At 36.8% G+C, this 20,345-nt stretch carries 18 protein-coding genes; 6 read left to right on the top strand and 12 right to left on the bottom strand.

The window, feature by feature from the left end; translation table 11 throughout:
* Positions 1-103 precede the first annotated feature (103 nt).
* Both ESZ26_RS18135 and ESZ26_RS18130 read right to left on the bottom strand, forming a co-directional pair.
* A complete protein-coding gene (locus ESZ26_RS18135; protein ID WP_146801103.1) occupies positions 104-1,603 on the bottom strand; it encodes a hemerythrin domain-containing protein in 1,500 nt (499 codons plus the stop codon).
* A gap of 3 nt (positions 1,604-1,606) precedes the next feature.
* The gene (locus ESZ26_RS18130) at positions 1,607-3,655 is read right to left on the bottom strand and encodes a sensor domain-containing protein (RefSeq protein WP_146801101.1); all 2,049 of its coding nucleotides are present in this window, start codon (positions 3,653-3,655) and stop codon (positions 1,607-1,609) included.
* Positions 3,656-4,059: 404 nt separating this feature from the next.
* Between ESZ26_RS18130 and ESZ26_RS18125 the strand changes: the two genes are divergently transcribed.
* On the top strand, positions 4,060-5,853 hold the full coding sequence (locus ESZ26_RS18125; RefSeq protein ID WP_146801099.1) for a bifunctional lysophospholipid acyltransferase family protein/GNAT family N-acetyltransferase: 1,794 nt from the start codon (positions 4,060-4,062) through the stop codon (positions 5,851-5,853).
* A gap of 4 nt (positions 5,854-5,857) precedes the next feature.
* Here ESZ26_RS18125 and ESZ26_RS18120 read toward each other — a convergent pair whose 3' ends face one another.
* Genes ESZ26_RS18120 through ESZ26_RS18105 form a run of 4 tightly spaced genes read right to left on the bottom strand, consistent with a single transcriptional unit; the run spans position 5,858 to position 8,169 of the window.
* Positions 5,858-6,613: an NRDE family protein gene (locus ESZ26_RS18120; protein ID WP_146801097.1), complete on the bottom strand. Its 756-nt coding sequence runs from the start codon at positions 6,611-6,613 to the stop codon at positions 5,858-5,860.
* Positions 6,614-7,183: a hypothetical protein gene (locus tag ESZ26_RS18115; RefSeq protein WP_146801095.1), complete on the bottom strand. Its 570-nt coding sequence runs from the start codon at positions 7,181-7,183 to the stop codon at positions 6,614-6,616.
* A gap of 37 nt (positions 7,184-7,220) precedes the next feature.
* Entirely contained in the window at positions 7,221-7,502 is a 282-nt protein-coding gene (locus tag ESZ26_RS18110) for a zf-HC2 domain-containing protein (RefSeq protein ID WP_146801093.1), read from the bottom strand.
* A 1-nt stretch (position 7,503) separates the two neighbouring features.
* A complete protein-coding gene (locus tag ESZ26_RS18105) occupies positions 7,504-8,169 on the bottom strand; it encodes an RNA polymerase sigma factor (RefSeq protein ID WP_146801091.1) in 666 nt (221 codons plus the stop codon).
* Between the two features lie 121 nt (positions 8,170-8,290).
* Between ESZ26_RS18105 and ESZ26_RS18100 the strand changes: the two genes are divergently transcribed.
* The gene (locus ESZ26_RS18100; protein WP_223271731.1) at positions 8,291-8,911 is read left to right on the top strand and encodes an HvfX family Cu-binding RiPP maturation protein; all 621 of its coding nucleotides are present in this window, start codon (positions 8,291-8,293) and stop codon (positions 8,909-8,911) included.
* A 144-nt stretch (positions 8,912-9,055) separates the two neighbouring features.
* Here ESZ26_RS18100 and ESZ26_RS18095 read toward each other — a convergent pair whose 3' ends face one another.
* Positions 9,056-9,823, bottom strand: coding sequence for a substrate-binding periplasmic protein (locus ESZ26_RS18095; RefSeq protein WP_146801089.1), 768 nt, complete (start codon positions 9,821-9,823; stop codon positions 9,056-9,058).
* Between the two features lie 352 nt (positions 9,824-10,175).
* On the opposite strand from ESZ26_RS18095, the gene hflX reads away from it, so the two are divergent.
* A complete protein-coding gene (gene hflX, locus ESZ26_RS18090) occupies positions 10,176-11,528 on the top strand; it encodes a GTPase HflX (RefSeq protein ID WP_146801087.1) in 1,353 nt (450 codons plus the stop codon).
* Positions 11,529-11,697: 169 nt separating this feature from the next.
* Here hflX and ESZ26_RS18085 read toward each other — a convergent pair whose 3' ends face one another.
* Complete coding sequence (locus tag ESZ26_RS18085; RefSeq protein WP_146801085.1) at positions 11,698-13,371, bottom strand: flagellar assembly protein A; 1,674 nt, start codon at positions 13,369-13,371, stop codon at positions 11,698-11,700.
* 334 nt (positions 13,372-13,705) lie between these two features.
* Between ESZ26_RS18085 and ESZ26_RS18080 the strand changes: the two genes are divergently transcribed.
* On the top strand, positions 13,706-14,929 hold the full coding sequence (locus ESZ26_RS18080; RefSeq protein ID WP_146801083.1) for an EAL and HDOD domain-containing protein: 1,224 nt from the start codon (positions 13,706-13,708) through the stop codon (positions 14,927-14,929).
* A 92-nt stretch (positions 14,930-15,021) separates the two neighbouring features.
* Here ESZ26_RS18080 and ESZ26_RS18075 read toward each other — a convergent pair whose 3' ends face one another.
* Both ESZ26_RS18075 and ESZ26_RS18070 read right to left on the bottom strand, forming a co-directional pair.
* Entirely contained in the window at positions 15,022-16,278 is a 1,257-nt protein-coding gene (locus tag ESZ26_RS18075) for a Y-family DNA polymerase (protein ID WP_146801081.1), read from the bottom strand.
* Positions 16,266-16,679, bottom strand: a complete 414-nt coding sequence (locus ESZ26_RS18070; protein ID WP_146801079.1) for a LexA family protein — start codon at positions 16,677-16,679, stop codon at positions 16,266-16,268. Before ESZ26_RS18070 ends, ESZ26_RS18075 begins: the two co-directional genes overlap by 13 nt.
* Before the next feature lie 151 nt (positions 16,680-16,830).
* Between ESZ26_RS18070 and ESZ26_RS18065 the strand changes: the two genes are divergently transcribed.
* Together ESZ26_RS18065 and ESZ26_RS18060 are read left to right on the top strand one after the other, a co-directional pair.
* Positions 16,831-17,445, top strand: a complete 615-nt coding sequence (locus tag ESZ26_RS18065) for a 3'-5' exonuclease (RefSeq protein ID WP_146801105.1) — start codon at positions 16,831-16,833, stop codon at positions 17,443-17,445.
* A 166-nt stretch (positions 17,446-17,611) separates the two neighbouring features.
* Positions 17,612-18,613 carry an endonuclease/exonuclease/phosphatase family protein gene (locus tag ESZ26_RS18060; protein ID WP_146801077.1) on the top strand — a complete coding sequence of 334 codons (1,002 nt, stop codon included), beginning with the start codon at positions 17,612-17,614 and terminating at the stop codon, positions 18,611-18,613.
* A gap of 5 nt (positions 18,614-18,618) precedes the next feature.
* Here ESZ26_RS18060 and ESZ26_RS18055 read toward each other — a convergent pair whose 3' ends face one another.
* Entirely contained in the window at positions 18,619-19,836 is a 1,218-nt protein-coding gene (locus tag ESZ26_RS18055; RefSeq protein WP_223813319.1) for an ice-binding family protein, read from the bottom strand.
* 382 nt (positions 19,837-20,218) lie between these two features.
* Positions 20,219-20,296: a PEP-CTERM sorting domain-containing protein gene (locus ESZ26_RS19665; RefSeq protein WP_223271737.1), complete on the bottom strand. Its 78-nt coding sequence runs from the start codon at positions 20,294-20,296 to the stop codon at positions 20,219-20,221.
* Positions 20,297-20,345 lie beyond the last annotated feature (49 nt).

The following is a 20,345-nucleotide window of genomic DNA, read 5'->3' as shown; positions in this document are numbered from 1 at the left end:
AAAACATGGCAAAAAACTATCAATTTTTTGTCAAAGTATGCTCAAAGAGCGAACCCGACAAGAGATAAGGAAAAAGGACGATTAAAGTGCGGCCTAGATCCAATTATCTCTTAATGTCCAACCTATGATAATCTGTTAGTTTTTCTTCAAGTAAATGAAATTTATTTCTTAGCTCAGCGTGCTTTTTTATATGATCTTCAGTGTCAGGATAATTGATTTGTCTTAATAAATTCTCTTCAGTCTCAAAATGTAAATCGATATATGAAGATAAATTTTTAAAAGTCATGATAGCGGCCTGCTTACTCTCTTGTTGAAAAAAATCATTGATAATCGTAAAGAGTACTTTATGTTGTTCATCAATCTCTTTATTACCTACCGAGTATTCGGCAACCCAGGCTATTTCAGATCTACTCGCCGCTTTATTATGAGGAATAACTTCGATTGGATTTTGTACCGCTTCGGTAACGCTTTTCAAAATCATACTTTTCTTTGATGGTTTAATCAAATAACCACTTAAGCCTAATGGAACCCATGACTTAATCACTGCCTTATCACGATGATGAATATACGCAATGACGGGAACATTATTACCTTCTTCGCGAATACTTTTTGTAATATCAAGGCCGTTAATTGTTGGTAAGTCATAGGCAAGCAGGATTACATCAGGTTTAAATGTTGTTATTTTTGACAGGGCTACTTGTCCATCGTTGACTAAGAGATACTTAAATACAGTTTCAGAAAATATCTCTTCAATTACGCGAGTAAATAAATTAGATGGCTCGGCAATTAACACTTTATAACGAGCAGTTTTTCTGGTTGCGCCTTTCTCATCATCAGCGGTCAATAATTCAGGGTTAACACCAACAATTGTTTTGTTTTTAGGGTTGTGAAATTTATCAACTCCATGTTTAATAACATCTTTATTGGTTTTTAAATCTATTAATTGTTCTATGATGTTTTCAATGTTGCCCGATACATTTTCATTCATCTCTTCTAAAGTAAAGCCAATTAGATTTTGTAATACTTTTTTAGCATCCTTATTATCAACCGCTTTATCAGCGGCAAGTAAGATACCGGCTTCACACTTTTTTATTTCATGCAGAAACGATTTTTTAAGTGCAACACCATGTTCTATACATGAAGCAAGTTCATCTTCACCCGCAGAGACCAGTTGCTCTAAACTAGTATGCTTATGGCTTTCTATGAGCTGTAATTCTTGTAGCAATATAAGCTTTAATCGATAAGGTTCATTCAATGGATTAATAATGACATAATTATCAAAAAGTCCGTTTTCACAGGCTAAATAAGCGCGAGAAGTTTCACGGTTATTAATGAGTAAAATAGCACTATGTGCTGCTATATTCTGCTTATATTCCTCTAAGAAATTAATATAATATTGTATGGTATTTTTTACATTGTTTGATGATAATAACAAAACTTTAGGCTTCATCTCTGCTATTTTATTGATATTTTTTGGATCATATTTATAAGCTTTAAACTTAATATCTAATGCTAATATTTGCTGCAGTGCTAAAGTTACATCCTCTTTATCTTGATAGATCATGATAACGTCAGGATGATTCTGTAAGTTAATTGATTTCATTCGTTATTTTCTTTTTTGTTGAATGTTATTTTGATTTTTTTGTTTGAATGCTAACAACCATTTTTCAAAATCACTCGCATTTAGCGGTTTACTGTAAAGAAAACCCTGATGGTTACTACAGCCTAACTCACACAACTTATCTGCTTGGTCTTGCGTCTCTATACCTTCAGCAATGAGGCTAACGTTAAAGGTTTTTGATAACAAAATTAATGCCATTACTATTGCTCTGTCTTCAGGACAATCAACAATATTATCAACAAAGCATTTATCAATTTTTACATTATCAATAGGTAAACTTTTTAAGCGTTGCAACGAAGAATAGCCGGTACCAAAATCATCAATTGCAACTTTGACACCTAATTCCCTTAAAGCCACTAAAATAGGAGTGTGGTGATTATTATCTTCAGAAAAAAGAGATTCAGTGACTTCAAGCTCAATGGCACTGCCAGGGATCATTTCTTCAGTTAATACTTTTTGAACTTGAGCAAAAAGGTCATTGCGATCAAACTGTCTTAATGAAACATTAATTGCCATCACACCGGTAAATAAATTGCTAATTCGCCACGCTCGCAGTTGTCGGCATGCGCTTTTTAAGACAAAGTACCCTAGTTCTTTAATCGAGCCATTTGCTTCTGCTATTGGAATAAAAAGGGCAGGTGATATAGTCCCTTGCTCTGGATGAATCCATCTAAGTAAGCATTCAATACCATAAACCTCACCGGAATCTGCATTGATTTGTGGTTGATACCACACTTCAAACTGCTGTTTTTCAATCGCTTGGTAAATCTCTCTATCAAGCTCCATTCTTTGTTTAATTAGTTCTTTTTCTTTTGTATCAAATAATGAGTAATGATTCCCTCCTGACTTTTTTACTTTCATCATAGCAACATCAGCAAAAGAGATAAGCTCTCTAACATCAAGGGAGTCCAGAGGGAATGTACTTACACCGATACTGATTGTTGTTTTAAATTCACCAAATTTTGTCTGAAAAGGTTTGTCAAACAGCGATAATATTTGTTCACAAATTTTATCTAAATTTATTAGCGACTTTTCTCCCTCAACAACAACTATAAATTCATCTCCACCACTTCTTGCTATAATGTCATTGTCACGTAATTTAGCATTAAGCCTATTTGCGACACTCTTTAATAACTCATCTCCTACTTCGTGCCCGAGTGAATCATTAATAAATTTAAATCTATCTAAATCACAAAAAAGCACAGCAAAACAGGTCGGAGTTTCTCGATGAAGTTCAAATAAATGTTCAAGTTTTTCAAATAATAAATGCCTGTTAGGCAAGCTGGTTAATGTGTCGTGATAGGCGTGAAAGTGCATTTCTTCTTCAGACTTTTTTCGACTGGTAATATCGGTAAACTGACATATATAATTAGAAATGTGACCGTGACTGTCTTTTATACTGCTTATATTTAACCATTCAGGGTAAATTTCACCATTTTTCCTTTTATTCCAAATTTCACCTTGCCAACATCCCTCATTAATAAGCTTTCGCCAAAATTGTTTATAAAAGTATTTATCTTGTTTTCCTGAGTTGAGGATCGCAGGGGTTTTACCCCAAACTTCTTCTTGTGTGTACCCGGTGATATGGGAAAAACCTTTATTGACTGTTTGTATATAGCCTTGATTATCGGTCACTATAATCGCTTCATTAGTATGGTCAAAAATTTGTTCAATAATAGAAATATTAGATTTAGTAATATCGTTATAGTTAGTTTCTTTAAAAAAGAGTAATGTTTGCTCTTTGCTATCTGTCGGCTGAGAGAAAAAACAAACGTCTACAGGAATCAGTCCACCATCCTTTCGCTGTAAAGTTGAACTAAAATGACCAAAAGTGGAGTTACTGTTATTGTGCTGAATTATATCTGCAGAAATTTTATCAATTTTATCAATTGAACCGCCGAGTAAGTCGTTTTTATCAAGCCCTGTCATCAACAAATATTGAGTGTTTACTGCTACTAATACGTAGTCAGCATTTAATGTTAGAATACCAGAAGCTATTTCGCCTTTAATTAACGTTTCGTCTAAATAGCTCATCTTACATATTCCCTTATTAACCGCTTAGTGCGTTATCATTATTACTTTTTTTATAATCTTAGTTAATCTTGAGTGAAAAGCACGTTTTTATGATATTTAATTAGCAACAAGATGCGAGCTAATGACTATAGTTAACTAAACCTTATCAGATGCTTAAGCGATAAGTGTCAGCAATACAGCTAAAGAGTTCACCCCTTCGACTGGCTACGGACTAAGTACAAGGGGGCAATAGCTATTATTGATAAACTCAGCCTTTAGATAGCAAAAGTCTTATTAGAGCTTTAATTCTTTCAGTAAAATTTGTAACCTTTACCTAGCTTCTAACATCTAAAATATTATCGAGAGTTAACTGGGAAGCTATTTAATCAAGTTAACCCAATTACTCCCTTATGACTGAAGACTTTATGAACAATGAACCGCTAGAAAAACCTTATTCAGACCTACGCCTTGCTGCTATGGCGCCTAATACGTTGCTGGGAATGATGCTTAAAATCACCGGTCCTTTTTGGGACAAGTTATTAGGGATAAGTAAACTGCGCAGGGTTTATGAAGCTTGTGAGTTATCTGGATTAAATAAGCAGGAATTTTCACAAAAATTACTCAATGGCTTAGGTGTTCAGGTTTCTGGTGTTAATGATGTTTTGGCAAAAGTACCGCAACGTGGTCGTTGTATTGTGGTCTGCAATCATCCTTACGGCATGATTGAAGGGGTTATTATTGCGCATTTATTAACCGAGGTTCGCGCTGATACTAAGGTGATGGCAAACGTTGGTTTAAAAATATTTAAAGAAATTAAAGATTACTTTATCTTTGCTAATCCATTAAAGCCTAAAGCGATGATAAATGGCTTGGCGATAAAACAATGTTTTCGCCACCTCGAAAATGATGGTTTAGTGGTTATATTCCCGGCAGGGCGTGTCGCTTTTTTTCAAGCGGATAAACAACGAATTGCCGATGCTGATTGGAATCGACTCACTATCAAGCTTGCCACAAAAACAGACTCGCCTATCTTACCTGTTTTTATATCAGGTGCTAATAGCAAACTTTTTCATAATATGGGCAGAATCTATTATCGTTTTCGATTACTGATGTTAGCGCATGAAATGTTTAAATTACAAGCACATAAAATCGCTTTAAAAACCAATAATCTGCTCACCATAAAGCAACTTAATGAATTTAATGGTACTAAAAGAATGAATGACTTTGTCCGCTTACAATGCTATTTAAATGATGATAACTATTTTAGCCCTTGGCCTGAGCATGAGCAAAGAACATCATTTGAAGCAGTTATTCCGATGGTGGACAAAAAAGCAATGAAAAGAGAGCTTGCTCAACTGCCCGAAGAACAGCACTTAGTCAACTTTAAGTCATTTGCTGTTTATTACGGTTATCAACAGCAAATTCCGCATTGTGTAAAAGAAATAACTCGATTACGTGAAATAACTTTTAGAACCTTAGATGAAGGCAGTGGTGAAGCGTGCGATACCGATAAATTTGATGCAACGTATATGCACTTATTTATTTTTGACCATAAAAATGAAGAAATCATTGGTGCTTATCGAATAGGACAGACCGATCTTTTACAAAAAAATAGCGATGTATCACAACTTTATCTTGCGCAAATGTTTAATTTTGGCCCTGAGTTTATTAATCAGCAACAACCTTGTTTAGAAATGGGCCGTTCATTTATTATCGCCGCGCATCAAAACAGTTTTCATGGCTTGCTGTTATTATGGAAAGGTATTGGTGCCTTTGTCTGTCAAAATCCACATTACAGAACATTGTATGGCACGGTATCATTGAGCAAATTATATGATCCTCGCTCAGTCGCATTAATTGATGAAATTATGGTAACAGATAAAGGTGGCGTCAACGCTAAAACACCCTTCGCAGGACAACTTCATCCAGAAGTAAAAGATTTTATTAGCGCCGCGCCTGTCGTGTTAAATGAGCTGTCGGCATTAGTGATGGGCATCGAAGCAGACGGTAAAGATGTCCCGGTATTATTGAAGCAATATTATAAGTTAGGGGCTAAGTTTCACTGCACTGGCATAGATGTTCATTTCAATGATACACCGGGCTTATTACTCAGTGTTAATTTACCAGCAGCGCCTGATAAGCTATTAAAACTTTATTTAGGTTCAGCTAAAACAGCGTATTTAAATTATAATAAAAGAGATGAACTCAATGACATTTGAGTGATTAAAAATGTTGGGCGAATTCAGTGTTTTTTTCTTTTGGAGATGAAGTTGTGTAAGATTTTTGCACGACATTATCAAAATATTTGAAACAAATTTCACTTTCTTCAACGAGACAAGTCTTTACTGATAAGTGAGAAATACTGACCGTTCTTGCATCTTTTCTTTGCATATTTACCGAGTACTTACTGTCTTTTTCTGTTGAAAAGTGAAAGTCTTTGTGTTGCTTTGACAATGGCTTATTACCATCAACTAATCGTTCAAAGCGATGTTTTCTATTTTGGCGCACGGCAATAAAATCAATACTTGATGATGTTATCGGTAAATCAGCCTCAACATCTACGCTCACTTCTATAAGTTGCTTACCATTCCACTTTACACAGTGAATATTTGGCTTGTTAATCGATAAATCTTCAGGAAAAACGCACAGTTGAAAAGGCTGGAAAACGTGTAAATTCATTGTTTTCAATTGCGCAATAATACTTCCTCGACCTTGTAGTAAAGTAAGAATAAGTTGACCACGACTGATGACGTTATTGTGGGTATTAGGTGGTGCTTGGTAATTATTTAATAAAGCAAGCGCCAAGCCTTTTTTGCTAACGGCAATCCAAGTACCACCACCAACAGGATCTACTGGGTAAATGGCGTTACTCCTTGGATGATATTTAGGTGGCGTGGCTAACAAACGTGAGCGTTGTTCATCACGATTAAAAAACAGCTCATAGCCATTATTATTGAGTAAATAAGTTAGTGTGCACATTTAATTTATCGCTGACATGATGGCATTTTCACTTTCTGCATCAACAGGTAATTCAGCAGCTTGCCTTAAAAATGTTGCGGTAGCAGGTGCAAAACCAAAATTTTGTGGTAATTCCGCTGTTTGCGCTGCACTGTGTTGAGCAAAAGTTATTTGAGCAATCATGGCATAATGATGAACTGCATGGCTGCCGGCAAAAACCAACTCCCTAGCAATAGAGGTTTGTACTTTTTGAATGTTTTTATTGGTGACTGAAACTTCGGTCGCTAATGTAATCACTTTATTGAGCTTGTCTTCGGACATGCTTTGTATCCAATTTGCTATTTCATTTAATTTTACTCCGGCAAGTTCAGGCGATAACTCTATTTGACCACCACGAACCCTGAGGTCATAGTTAATCATCTTATTTTCAATACCTGATATTATCGCTAAATAATGATCAATAATATGCCGCATATGCGTACCGGCAGAACTGATAAAGTTAGGCAAGATGATTTCCGCATAATTTTTTTTAGAGACAGTCTTAAGGTACAACTGGCCTTGTTCAATAATTTCCAATTGACTGGTGATCATTCTGTTAAATGTCCAATAGTAGAATTAATAAAATGAATTATTTAGACGTTCGACTTTTTAAGATAGCTTGCATAAGATCTTCTGGCACCTCTGTGCTTTTATTCGCTTTAATAAATCCTGTCTGAGACATACGAATGGCATTTTTATAGCCATCAAGATAATCTCTACATTCAGGGCACATACTTAAGTGCAGTTTAAATTTAAAGCGTTCAATATAAGACAAATTACCGTCATGAAAATCATATAAAAAACCGTCAACCTCTTCACAGGTCAACATACCTGGCATATGCTGGGTCATCAATCGTTTAATCATTAACATATCAGTTTACCGTCCAATTTTTCTCTGCGCTTTCTTTGTCTTCCTGTTCTAAAATAGCTTTTAAAAGCAACCTAGCTCGGTGTAATTGAGTTTTCACTGAAGCTTCAGATATTGCTAAAATTTCAGCCGTTTCTTTAGTGCTTAACTCTTGGATGTCTCTAAGCAGTATAACGTTACAATATTTTTCAGGAAGTTGGTAAATAAGCTCATTAAGCGATAATTTTGTTTCACCTTTTTCAAATATCATTTCAATATTATTACTGAGATTATGGCTTAAGCTATGACCTAAATTATCAGCAAACACAGTACGCTCTCCATAGTCATTGTATTGCTGATAAAAGGTCTCTAATGAGGATGTATGTTGTCTTTTCTTTTGTCGAAGCATCATTAATGCTTCATTGACCGTAATACGGTGCAGCCAAGTCGACAAGTTTGAATTTTTTTTAAAAGAGGGGATATTTTTAAAAACTTGAATAAAGGCTTTTTGCAAACACTCCTGTGCATCGTCATCAGTGGAAAAAAAACGCCATGCAACCGTATACATTTTCGCGCCGTATTGACGTACTAATGCCTCGTAAGCTAAATCGTTATTATTGATCAGCCCCTCAATAAGTTTATTTTCGTTATCGATATCTTTCATTGAAGTAGCTAAAGGTTGTTTTTTCAAAAAAGTTGTAACCTTTTTAATTTGAGCGCATCAAATAACTAAGTTAACGAATAATTAATTGAAAATCACTATTTAATTTAAAGACCCTTTTTTTAGTGTCACTTTTGATAAGGAATAAACATTGAAAACACAGTTAATAAAAATTCACGCCTTGTTAAATAAAACTCAACAAGTTGATTTTTTAGCACCGCTATTACTGAGAATGTATTTAGTGCCAGTATTTTGGATGGCGGGTACTAAAAAGATAGCCGGTTTTGAAGGAATTGTTGAATGGTTTGGTAATACTGAATGGGGCCTAGGGCTTCCGTTTCCATTTTTGATGGCATTGTTAGCAACAGCAACCGAATTTTTTGGTGCGATAGCACTTTTTTTTGGCTTTGCCGTAAGGTGGTTTTCAGTGCCATTAATGTTCACTATGATAGTCGCGGCGGGTACGGTACATTGGGATAATGGCTGGCAAGCGATAACAGACCCAAGTGCTCCTTTTGCCAATGAAAGAGTCATTGAAGCCTCTAATAAATTAGCTATCGTAAAAGAAGTGCTACAAGAACATACTAATTATGATTATATAACGTCAAGCGGTAGTGTGGTGATGTTAAATAACGGTATTGAGTTCTCTGTGACTTACTTTATTATGCTATTAGCCCTTTTATTTATTGGGGCAGGGCGTTATGTGAGTGTTGATTATTGGCTTGAACGAGCTTTATATAAAGAACAACGAGCGCTATCTTTAAAACCATAATATATCGTTTTTATCTACGTCTGAAAGTTGTAATTATTTAATGGTTATTGATTGCAGTAACGCAATAAACATATCCAGTGCTATATCTTGTGTTTATTGCGTAAAATAACGCCAGCCCATTGAGTTGTCATAAATAACACTACGCTACTTTTGCATTTCATGGCTGGCATATATTTTTTCTATCGAGCCATTTTTCTTTAATTCTTTTATGACTTTATTTACTGCATCTTTTAGCGACTTGTCTTTAAAAGCCATGTGCGAATAAGTAAATGGCCATAAATAATGTACGGTGAAATTGTTACGGGCGACGCTTGCATCATTATTGAAATGTTTGTTACTTAAATCGTACCAAAATACGTTGATATCACCGACTCTAATATCCTTTTTTCCCGAAAGCATTAATTGTGTGGTTTCTTTAGGGTGAGCATGCTCAGAATATTCTGTATTTTCTACCGCCATTTGTTTGAATTTTTCACCGAGTAACTCCGTTGCTCCCTGATATGCTGCAATCGACTTTTCTTGCAAGTCAGCTACGTCATTTATTGTTAATTGGCTTAGTTTTTTCGAAATTGCTACGTCTCTAAAGCGAAAAACAGGCTCGGATAAATGGGCTTTGACCTTTGAGCTAGGAAAAATGTTAGAAGCAATATCAATTGACTTACCATAGTTTATTTCATGCAATATCCGGTTGTTACTCATCGGGATGTATTGCACTTTATATTGTGGAAGATTTTTGAATATTTCATCAATGACTTCGACAAATAAACCTTGCGTGTCTTTTTCAATAAAAAAAGGAGGGAAGTTACCCACACCCACTTTTATGATTTGCTGCGCTGTTGATATCGTAGAGAATAAAAGTAGATAGGTAAAAAATAGCCCGCTTAATATTTTTGGTATTGATATTTTGGACATGAATATAAGACTACTAACTAATTGTTAATGAGTGAGTAGTATAGTCAAAGAATAGTAAAGAAGATAATTAAAATCTGTTGGTATTATCAATCTTTTGTTAATAGACGACAGCAAGCTTTAGGCTTTGGTCGACTGTAAATAATAATCGTGCGGACTCTTACTAAACTGCGTTTATTATCTTAATGGAGGGATCTGCCACCGACATCATTCAGTGATTTCTTATCAACTAAAATAAACTCGCTATTTAGTCTGCCATTACCCTATAAAGCTTAGCTATAACAGCGTAGGATGACACTACTTTAGATAAAAACTTAGGTTTGCACTTCATTCAGGTGCACTAACATAAATAATTATGCAACTAACAGCAAAAGCATCACTTACTAACGCTTTACTTATTTCTATTTGTACACCGCATTTTAAAGGTGATGAAGCAACAGAATCACTTGCAGAGCTTGCGCGTTTAGTGACAACACTCGGCTTTAAAGTCGTTGGCACTCAGTCTCAAAAACAGAGTTCAACTAAAAAAGTTAATGTACTGGGTTTAGGTAAACTGGCAGAAATAGCCCATCTTACCGGTAACCAGGGTGTCGTTGAGGGTTTAGACGATGCTGACGATTTACTCGATGAAACTGAACTTTCTGGTGTGCCTTCAGATATACCCTCAGACAATCTGCCGTTTGGTTGTGCTGATGTGGTGGTCTTTGATTGCGACTTAAGTCCCTCTCAGTTGCGTAATGTCGAAAATCAATTAGGCGTAGAGGTTTTTGATCGTACCGGTATTATTATCGAAATATTTAGTCGCCATGCCCGTACTAAAACAGCGAAGCTACAAGTTGAGATTGCGCGCCTTAACTACGTAGCGCCACGACTTAGAGAAACGTCATGTGGTGATAAAGAACGTCAGATGGGTAAAGGTGCTGGTGAAACAACGCTCGAGCTAAACCGCCGAGCAGTGCGTGACCAATTAGCAGACCTTAAGCGCGAATTGGTCAGTGTTCAACATGAGATGAAAGGCCGACGGACTCAACGTTCTGAGCTTTTTTGTGTGGCATTAGTGGGTTATACCAATGCAGGTAAATCATCAATGATGCGCGCGATTACCGGCAGTGATGTCGTTGGTGAAAACAAACTTTTTGCGACGCTAGATACCACAGTTCGTGCGCTATACCCAGCCACACAACCACGTATATTAGTGTCAGATACGGTCGGTTTTATTAAAAAGTTACCACACGATTTAGTTGCTTCGTTCCATTCAACTTTAGCCGAAGCTCATGATGCCTCGTTACTCTTATATGTAGTCGATGCTTCTGATGCTTCCTTTCGTTCACAACTCGATGTCGTGCACGAAGTACTGGCAGAAGTTGGTGTTGAAGACAGTAAAAAATTACTGGTACTGAACAAAGCTGATCAACTTAGCATTGAGCAGCAACAAGCACTGATGGAAGAGTTTCCTGATGCTATGATCACCTCTACTCGCAATCCTCTTGATATCACTAAGCTGCATAAATATATTGTTAACGCTGCGCAGGACGATATGATTGAAGATGAGATTATTATTCCTTATACCGCTAAAGGTATCATAGGTGAAATTCGATCGAGTATGAGTGTTACCAAGGAAGACTACGAGTATAGTCACATTAAACTTACGGTACGCTCAAACGCGATTGATTTAGAAAGATTAAAAAAACGCATGCAGAACTTATAAAGTGATGGCTGTGCTGTTCGTTAACTGAATAATGTTCGTGTTAACCTCGGTGATTTAATGCCGAGTAATTGATGTTCAGGGTTATACACGGATAAACATTTAAAACGTCTAAATTTTATCGAGCGTATCAGTGTGGGGTTTGACGGTTAATTAATTTAAGTTATATCCATTAATTAACTATTGGCTCTATACTGATTTTATTTTCAAACCATTTTATCTGTGTAGCTTGATGATCGCGCTTAAAAGTAGAGTTTTTATTGGTAACTTCAATATTTACACCAGACAGTATCGATTGATATGCTGCTAGCTCAAAATTATTTAAATGTTCATCGATATTATTACCTTTCTCTAGCCATTCTTTATTGAGTTTACCTAACAAGTATAAATGCTGTTTTAAGGCATAGGTAATGCGATTTATTTGTTTAGTATTTTCGTTATCTAGCTTGCCAGCTTTTTGTAATAATTTATATATTCTAGGCAAGCGCCTAATTATTTTATGGTTGGCTTCATCAGCAATTACTCTTAACTCTTCGACAATCTTGAACCAATAATTGAAATTTATGTTTGTTATTGCGCCACAAACTGAGCCAAGAGTGCCAACATGAACTGAACCTCCGGCGAGCACACGGCTACCAAAAATCTTTCCATCCGCTTTTTCATTAGCGATATTACCCACCCATAAATCACCTTCAACAGTAATTTGACTATGAGAAATATATTGTGTGATGTTAAGATTTTTTTTGCAAAAAATATCGACATACTGTGCAAACTGCGCGCTAATATCTCCATCTGCTTGGAGCATAGTGCTATTTTTTAAGTCATTTTTTTCTGACACTTGTCGACCGATAATACCCTGTGCAATCGATATATTACCACCAGCGGAAATTGAAGCGGTTTCAACCAAGCCACCGATGACTATGTCTTCAGTTGCCGATAGTTGCATACCTTCACAAACATTGCCTTGCACATAAATAGAGCCATCAAAACGAATATTCCCGGTGCCGACATCTATATTTTCAATTTCCAACAACTTGTGCACCGCAACACTGTTCTCTAAATATTTTGGCATACCATCAATAACAGCAACAAGTATGTTATTGTTTTCATCTAAAAAAGACGAACCTTCAGACTCTTCTAGAAAACACGTTTCACCCGATACTGCGTCTATAATAGTTCCAGTCACATCAAAGCCTTTAATACCATCGGTTGGCGGTATTAACTGCGCTAATTTTTTACCGGCTTTTACATGAATTAAATTACCTAATTCACGCATATCGACATTGCCATTTTCGAGCTTTTTAGGACAGCTAATTCGCTCTGCGGGGTCATCGACTAAATATTTTACGTAACCATCCTTTCCATTTTTGCTCATTTTACCTTTTGCTATTTCGGTAGATATACTTTTACCTCCTTGAAGTAACCGGCCCTCTTTTACAATATTGATGAGGTTTTCTTTAATGATACCTTTGGTGATATTGTTTTCTTTTAATATGGCTATAACAGCTGGGTTCTCAATGGTTTTACCGCCATAAGCTGCGGTGAATTCTAATGTGGCAGACATACTTTCAGGGGCTAATGTGACCTTTAAACTCGCATCAACAGCATTTGCTATAATTGAACCCGTACCGGCAGTTGATTTTTGTTCATCACTTTCATCACCTTTAGCCACCTCTGCTAGTAGAAGCTCCATCGCTGCGTCAATCAGTAAAAAAGTAGAATATGCAGATAATTTGAATGCCGTTTGTAGTTTTTTTAAGTTAGCTTTCGGTTGCCCTTTGACCGGCGTAATAGTCATTAATAAATCTTTATTTTCGTTTTGAAGCGTTAATTTTATATCACACATATATTTTTCATCTATTTTGATTGCATTAATATCAACTTTTCGTTGTCTAAATTGAGGTTAAGTGCCATAAATAAGGTGTTTTACGTTCACTACTATAATATTGTTAATGATTTGTATAATGATATATTAAGTTTGCTCACTGAATATAATTTACATGGTAAGACTAGAGTCGATTAGATTTATTGACTCATTTTATCAGTGCTTATTAGTCTGCTATCACTGTACACCCAACTAACCATGCGTTGATATGTTTTATTATATTTTATAAATATTTAGATAGACTTTCTGCATAGAGCTACTATCCTTTAATGATAAAATCTCATAGGTTTAATTAATGGAAATTGTATTAAATACCTTCATCGCAAGACAAGCGATTTTAGACATCAATCTTAAAACAATCGGTTATGAACTGCTCTTTAGAGACAGCTTAGATAATGTATTTAATGAATCCTCTCTCGAGAAAGCCACCTCAAAAGTCATACTACAAAATCATATATTGGGTAATCTAGCTGATGTTTGCTTTGGCAAATTGGCCTTTATTAATTTTGATGAGTTTACCTTGTTACAAAATTCGCCTTTGTTGTTTAACCCAAAAGATATAGTCGTTGAAATTATAGAAACAGTAAACATCTCTGATAAGCTCGTTTTTAATCTTGCTCAACTTTATAAAAAAGGTTACGTAATTGCCTTGGATGATTATGATTTTGCAAGTAAATGGGAAGTGCTTTTTCCATATATTTCTATTATTAAAGTTGATATTGAACAGGTTACTTACGCTCAAATAGAAGGACTTAAAAAGCGGCTGCTATCAACTAATAGCCATATAAAAATAATTGCTGAACGTATTGAAACGAATAAGCAATACCAACAATTTAAAGCGATAGCTATAGACTATTATCAAGGCTACTTTTTTCACAAACCCGAGATAAAGTCCGGTACATGTGTATCGCCGCTAAAAATTAATTTAATTCAACTTTTCTTAGAGGCCCACAAACCGCATTTAGACTTTAATCAACTAACTGTGATTATTAGCCGTGATGTAACGTTAGTAAGTGGTATATTAAAATTGGTAAACAGTGCGGCAGAGTGTGGCAACATTGAAATCACCTCGATTAAGCAAGCCATTACCTATCTGGGTACAAATAAAATAAAGCAGTATGTGGCAATTATATCAATGTCAGCATTATCATCTGAAAGTTCGCCAGAACTTTTTATCGAGTCATTAGTACGTGCCAAAATGATGGAACTGATAACAGAAGAAAAATCATTTAGCCATCTCAAAGAAAAAGCCTTTCTAACGGGAATATTGAGTAATTTAGATGCAATATTAAATTTACCCATGGCAGATGTTGTGAAAAGTTTTCTTTTTTCATCCGATATAAAATTGGCGCTATCCGAGCAGCAAGGTGAACTGTCGGAGCTGTTAACATTGGCTAAGCATTATGAAGTATCAACGAGTAAGAATGTTACTCGTTTTGTTGACCGCAATAAAATATCTGAGGCTAGACTGTTAAATTGCTATAACGAGGCATTAAAATGGGGTGTGAACATCTTTTAACGCGATAGCCCTTGGTCATTTTTATACGGCTATCCGGTTTAGCCTTAACTATTCGGATCCTATTGTTACTGCGACTATGCTTATTCATAAAGTTAACAGCGAATTTTGGGGATGTCTCGCCAGTTACTTGTATACTGTGGGCTTAAAAAGTGTCGTTTCATTTGCCAAGCGTCTGATTTCCCCTCTGCACCTAAGGTCAGTGTACCTTTGCCATAACGACGGTTAATGCTATCAAGGCAATTCATTAGTATTGGGTTTGAGTTATCAGATACAAATAAATCAGCTTGTTGATATTGTCTACTTTCCAAAGCGATGGCACCGACACCACAACGATAAAAGTGCACACCGGGTATAAAGATTTCAGCGAGCATTAAACTTACCGCCGTAGCTATGTCACAACTATTATCTGTTGCTACGGTAAAAGTATAAACCATTGTTTGTTTGTAATAATTTTCATCATGAGGAGAGTTTGAAGCGAACACTAGCAGCTTTTTGATAAGTGAAGACTGACGCCTTACTTTTTTAGCGACTATCGTACTATGGGTGGTTAAGGCTGCTTGCAAAGTATGAATATCAACAATACGTTGCCCAAAACTACGCGTAGAGAATATTTCCTGTTTAGGTGCTTTTACATCATCCCAGGTTAAACAGCTAATACCCTTTAATTCGTTGACAGTACGTTCAGTGAGAACACTAAATTGCTTGCGCATAACTTTAGGGCATTGCACTGATAATTGATAAGCCGTGCTAATATTTTGCTGTTTGAGTCGTTGAGATATTTTACTGCCAATTCCCCAAACTTCATTTACCGCCATTTTTTCTAATATTTCTTTAGCACGCTGGGCGTTATCAATAACGGCTACACCCTTGTAGCCGGCAAGTTTTTTAGCCGCATGATTTGCTGCTTTAGCCAAGGTTGACGTTGTGCCAAAGCCTACTCCCACAGGTAATCGGGTTTCTTTCCAAATGGCACGTCTTATTTCATGGCCGTATTGGTGCCAATCTTTAATAACGCCACTATAGTTTTTAAAATGTAAAAATGACTCATCAATTGAGTAAATATATTGGTCATCACAATACCTCGCAATAACATTCATCATTCTTTCACTTAAGTCAGCATATAGCTCGTAGTTGGAAGACCGTACCACAACGCCATGTTTATGCAGTAAGGCCTTTATTTGAAAGTAGGGCGTAAATTTTGGAATGCCCAACCGGCGGGCAATTGGGCAAACAGCACAAATACAGCCGTCGTTATTCGTTAATACCACAACGGGTTTATTTCTTATGCTTGGATCGAAGACTTTCTCGGCACTGGCATAAAAAGATACCGCATCAACTAATGCATACATGCGGTTAATTCAGGAGCCTGATGATGGAGTCGAATAGAGCGAGTAACGATACCTTCTAATTGAAAGTCGTCTTCGGGTTTAATGCTAACCGGCGCAAAATCTTTCGACGCTGATAACAGCCGAGCTTGTTTTTTATCAATCAACTTACAGACAAAGCAGCCATTGTAATTTGCCACGATGACATCACCATTTCTGGCGGTGAGTGAGCGATCAACGATAAGTAAATCACCATCAAAAATGCCTACGCCCTGCATAGATTCACCAGATGCTTGGCCGATAAATGTCGCATTAGGATGCCTAATAAGGAGTTTGTCTAGTGATAAACCCAGTTCTTTATATTCGGCTGCAGGTGATTCAAACCCTGAAATACCTGCTTCAATGTAAATAGGAATAACTTTCATTACTTAAATCTCACCTGTGTTTTTATACAGTATAGTTTCTAAGTTGATTATTGAACAGAATAATTTAACATTGCTTGAGAACAATGATTACTTTCATTTTGAAATAGAGCCGTTAAAATCAGCGCTGCTTAAATTTATAGGGTTAACCTACATGCATGAAAATGCGAATTCGTTAGTGGTACTTGATTTTGAAACCACTGGACTATCACCCAATCAAGGTGATAGAGCCATAGAAATAGGTGCGGTGAGAATTGTAAACGGTAAAGTTACTGATAAATTTCAATCATTAATGAATCCTGGTTTTCTGATCAGTCGTTTTATTGAACAATACACCGGGATATCTAATCAGATGCTTGCTAAGGTTGGTTCTTGTGGTGAAGTGATGGCAGAATTTGCCGACTTTCTTGGTGACGATAATCTACTTGCCCATAATGCTTCCTTTGATCAAAAATTCTTGGACGCCGAGCTTAATAACATTGCTCGAAAATACTCGGGACAATTTATTTGTTCATTACTTGTCTCACGCAGAATTAATACAGATGCGCCTAATCATAAACTAGGTACGCTGATCCGTTATAAAAATATCCCATCAGATGGGGCCTTTCACCGGGCGTTATTTGATGCTGAGATGACAGCAAAGCTATGGTTATCTATGCTTGATGATATTGAAGAAAAAATTAATCATGAGTTTGTGCCTTTTTCATTAATACAAAAGTTATCAAAGACAGCAAAAGGTGACGTAAATAAGCTGTTAGCTAAATGGTAATTTATCTTGTTGGTTTTTAATTTTTTATCTCAGGTATACTCACAGTTCAACGTTTATTAGAGTTAACATTATCGACTATCCAGATAAAAAAGCCCCAGAAGAAATAGATCCAATACTGCCTTCTATAGCTGTATCAAATTTACAGCTTAAAATAGCTACCTTTAATTTGTTTAATTATCTTGAGCCGCCCAATGCTTTTTATGAATTTGAACGAATTTATAGTGTTGAGCAGTGGCGTAAAAAGCAACATTGGATTGCTGAATATTTACGTGAATACCAACCTGACATTATTGGCTTTCAAGAAGTCTTTAGTCCCGAGTCGTTACAGCAATTAGTTGCAGGGCAGGGTTATTGTTATTTTGCAGTGGTTGATGAACCTCAAGTGATAGATGACTTTATTTACAGACGTCCTGTTGTTGCCATAGCATCTCGTTACCCTATTGTTGAGGTTGCTGCGGTAAAAGCAAACACTGAGCTTGCACTATCATTAGGTTTAGCCGATGAATTCTCTTTTAGCCGAAAAGTGTTAAGGGCAACGGTTGATGTGCCTCATATGGGTAACTGTGATTGTTATGTTGTGCACTTTAAATCTAAGCGTTCGATGATTGAAGTCGATAATAAAAATATAAGTCGCACGCCAGAGCAAACCATTATTGAAAGCCTAAAAGCACAAGTGGCGGGTAGTTGGGGCTCAACGATACAACGTGGCAGTGAAGCGACGTTATTAATGATTGAAATAATAGCGCGGCGCGAGACTACCGGTCAGCCAATGGTATTAATGGGCGACTTTAATAATACCTTAACTGATGGGGTGTTAAGTCATTTACTGACCAATACCCTACGTTTTGTTTCGGCCATTGACCGTGATGCCTATCTTGCTAAATATTGCTTGCAAGATGCTTGGGATTTATTTCAAGTAGCAGTGACAAATGAAACGCCTGAAGAGGAAAAAGTGCCGCGCACTCCGACACATTATTTTGGTGCGAGCAGCTCGGTACTTGATTATATATTATTATCATGTGATTTTGACGCTAGTTATCACGATAGTCTTTACCAGGTCAGTGCGTACGACACGTATGATCGACATTTAATTAATCCTATTTTTGAACGAGATGGCGAAAGTACCGATCATGGTATTGCTTTGGTTACACTCACGTTAAGATCATAACTTAGTTAAAGACTAATAAAAAAGGCTCCAAATTTACGTTGCGCCTTAATTGCTAAGCCGAAAAGTGCTAGAGCGAATAACCACAGCGTGGCAGGCTCAGGAACTTGGGTGACGGCAATGCCATCTGCAGAAACTCTGCGCTCGCCATTGGTACAATCTTTTTTACCAATAACGGTATCAGCACCAAATTCAATAAAGTTACTTGCTGAATAAGCACCGCCGCAATCGTTGCCTATGCCGGCTATCATTGAATCAGCACCCGTTTGAACAAAACCTCTAGCAAAAATATAACCTCTAGCCTCAGCGCCCGCGCCCAATTGTGTGTAACCGGCTGAGCCGGTTTTGTCACCAAGAACATTCCAGATAATAGTGCTGTTATCAGTAACGTCTTTCAATATCACTTTTGCGTTTGCAGAGAAGGTCAGATAGTTGGCAATGTTAAAAATCCAAGAGCCATCCATGCCTTTGCCATCAAGCGTTAAGGTTTTACCAATCGCTATGGTTAAATAATTTATCGTGCTGTAGATACCGGCTTCAAGTGTTTCGTCATTGGTGCCAAAAGTGGTTGATACGAGTTCTGTTCCTGTACCCAGGTCTTTTATATCTTGTTGCACAGAGGTAATGAGCGCTTCCTGACTATTAACGATGGTGGGCAGTGCAACAATTTTCAAAGAACTAGCGGTAAGCGCGCCAACTATGCCAACACCAGCACCAATAGTGGTGGTAGTTCCGGCATCAACATCACCCCCGAAAAGCGAACTTGCGCCAACCGTTACTGTGCTGCCCGCCAAAACATTACCGCCAACCTCAACTGTTGCCGCTATGGTTACTGTTGTGCCAGCGTTCAGCTCGCCATCAATTTTTGCACTCGCACCGACAGTTGCTGTAGTACCTGCAGTAATAGAGCCGTCGACAACAGCAGACGCGCCTAGGGTAACGGTTGTTGCACTTTGAATATAACCATTTACACCAGCAGCTGCGCCAAGCGTTACTGCGGTTCCTGCCTCGATATTACCACCAACAATCGCATTTGCTGCCAGTGTTATCGCGGTAGCACTTTGAATATTACCACCAATAGTTGTACGTGCGCCCATAGTTATATAACCACTGGCATAAAGCGACTGGTTATTTAGGTCGGAGCCTAACAAAGGTTGAAAGCTCGCTTGTGCGCTAGGCACAGCAGATAACACCAAAAAAAAGAGGAGTAGCTTGATAAGTTTCAAATTAGACACCATTTTATATAGCTGATAGCTCAGCATATAAAAAACTTAATTTTTACAGAACAAAAAAACTTATTCCAAGAATTGTACAATTGTATAATAGCAGATAAGATAGTATGTTGTTTTTTATTTAAACAGGTGTGCCTTAAGTCATTGCAATAATTAACTTTATATATTTATGGTCAAGTAAATGATGTACTTATAGGTTAACGTAATGTGCCCATAAGATAACAAAAAGTAAATATTGGTTAATATTGTGTAATAAAGATAATGATGATTAGAACTGTGCTCATTAAATGATCTAGCAAAAGCCAGTTATACCTAAAATGTATACACAGCAAAAATAAAAACGACTCCTAAGGAGCCGTTTTTAAATATCCAAAGGTTAAACTTGCTTTCTCTTAGCGATAATAAGTAAACCTAAGCCTAATAACCAAATAGTGGTGGGCTCCGGTACGTCAATCGGTCCACAGCCTTGATGTCCAATGATACTAATTGTTGGAGCAAATGTG

Origin of the sequence: Colwellia hornerae (assembly GCF_007954355.1) — a bacterium.
In the GTDB taxonomy this organism is placed as follows: domain Bacteria; phylum Pseudomonadota; class Gammaproteobacteria; order Enterobacterales; family Alteromonadaceae; genus Colwellia_A; species Colwellia_A hornerae.
Note: the sequence above shows the minus strand (reverse complement) of the source record. Positions and strands in the feature narration are given on the sequence as shown.

Bases quoted from the DNA above. Each gene is read 5' to 3' on its own strand.
- ESZ26_RS18085 (WP_146801085.1), bottom strand. From the start codon at position 13,371: ATGTGTGATATAAAATTAACGCTTCAAAACGAAAATAAAGATTTATTA.
- ESZ26_RS18095 (WP_146801089.1), bottom strand. From the start codon at position 9,823: ATGTCCAAAATATCAATACCAAAAATATTAAGCGGGCTATTTTTTACC.
- ESZ26_RS18135 (WP_146801103.1), bottom strand. From the start codon at position 1,603: ATGAAATCAATTAACTTACAGAATCATCCTGACGTTATCATGATCTAT.
- ESZ26_RS18075 (WP_146801081.1), bottom strand. From the start codon at position 16,278: ATGTATGCATTAGTTGATGCGGTATCTTTTTATGCCAGTGCCGAGAAA.
- ESZ26_RS18070 (WP_146801079.1), bottom strand. From the start codon at position 16,679: ATGAAAGTTATTCCTATTTACATTGAAGCAGGTATTTCAGGGTTTGAA.
- ESZ26_RS18065 (WP_146801105.1), top strand. From the start codon at position 16,831: ATGCATGAAAATGCGAATTCGTTAGTGGTACTTGATTTTGAAACCACT.
- ESZ26_RS18110 (WP_146801093.1), bottom strand. From the start codon at position 7,502: ATGTTAATGATTAAACGATTGATGACCCAGCATATGCCAGGTATGTTG.
- hflX (WP_146801087.1), top strand. From the start codon at position 10,176: ATGCAACTAACAGCAAAAGCATCACTTACTAACGCTTTACTTATTTCT.
- ESZ26_RS18125 (WP_146801099.1), top strand. From the start codon at position 4,060: ATGAACAATGAACCGCTAGAAAAACCTTATTCAGACCTACGCCTTGCT.
- ESZ26_RS18120 (WP_146801097.1), bottom strand. From the start codon at position 6,613: ATGTGCACACTAACTTATTTACTCAATAATAATGGCTATGAGCTGTTT.
- ESZ26_RS18130 (WP_146801101.1), bottom strand. From the start codon at position 3,655: ATGAGCTATTTAGACGAAACGTTAATTAAAGGCGAAATAGCTTCTGGT.
- ESZ26_RS18080 (WP_146801083.1), top strand. From the start codon at position 13,706: ATGGAAATTGTATTAAATACCTTCATCGCAAGACAAGCGATTTTAGAC.
- ESZ26_RS18115 (WP_146801095.1), bottom strand. From the start codon at position 7,183: ATGATCACCAGTCAATTGGAAATTATTGAACAAGGCCAGTTGTACCTT.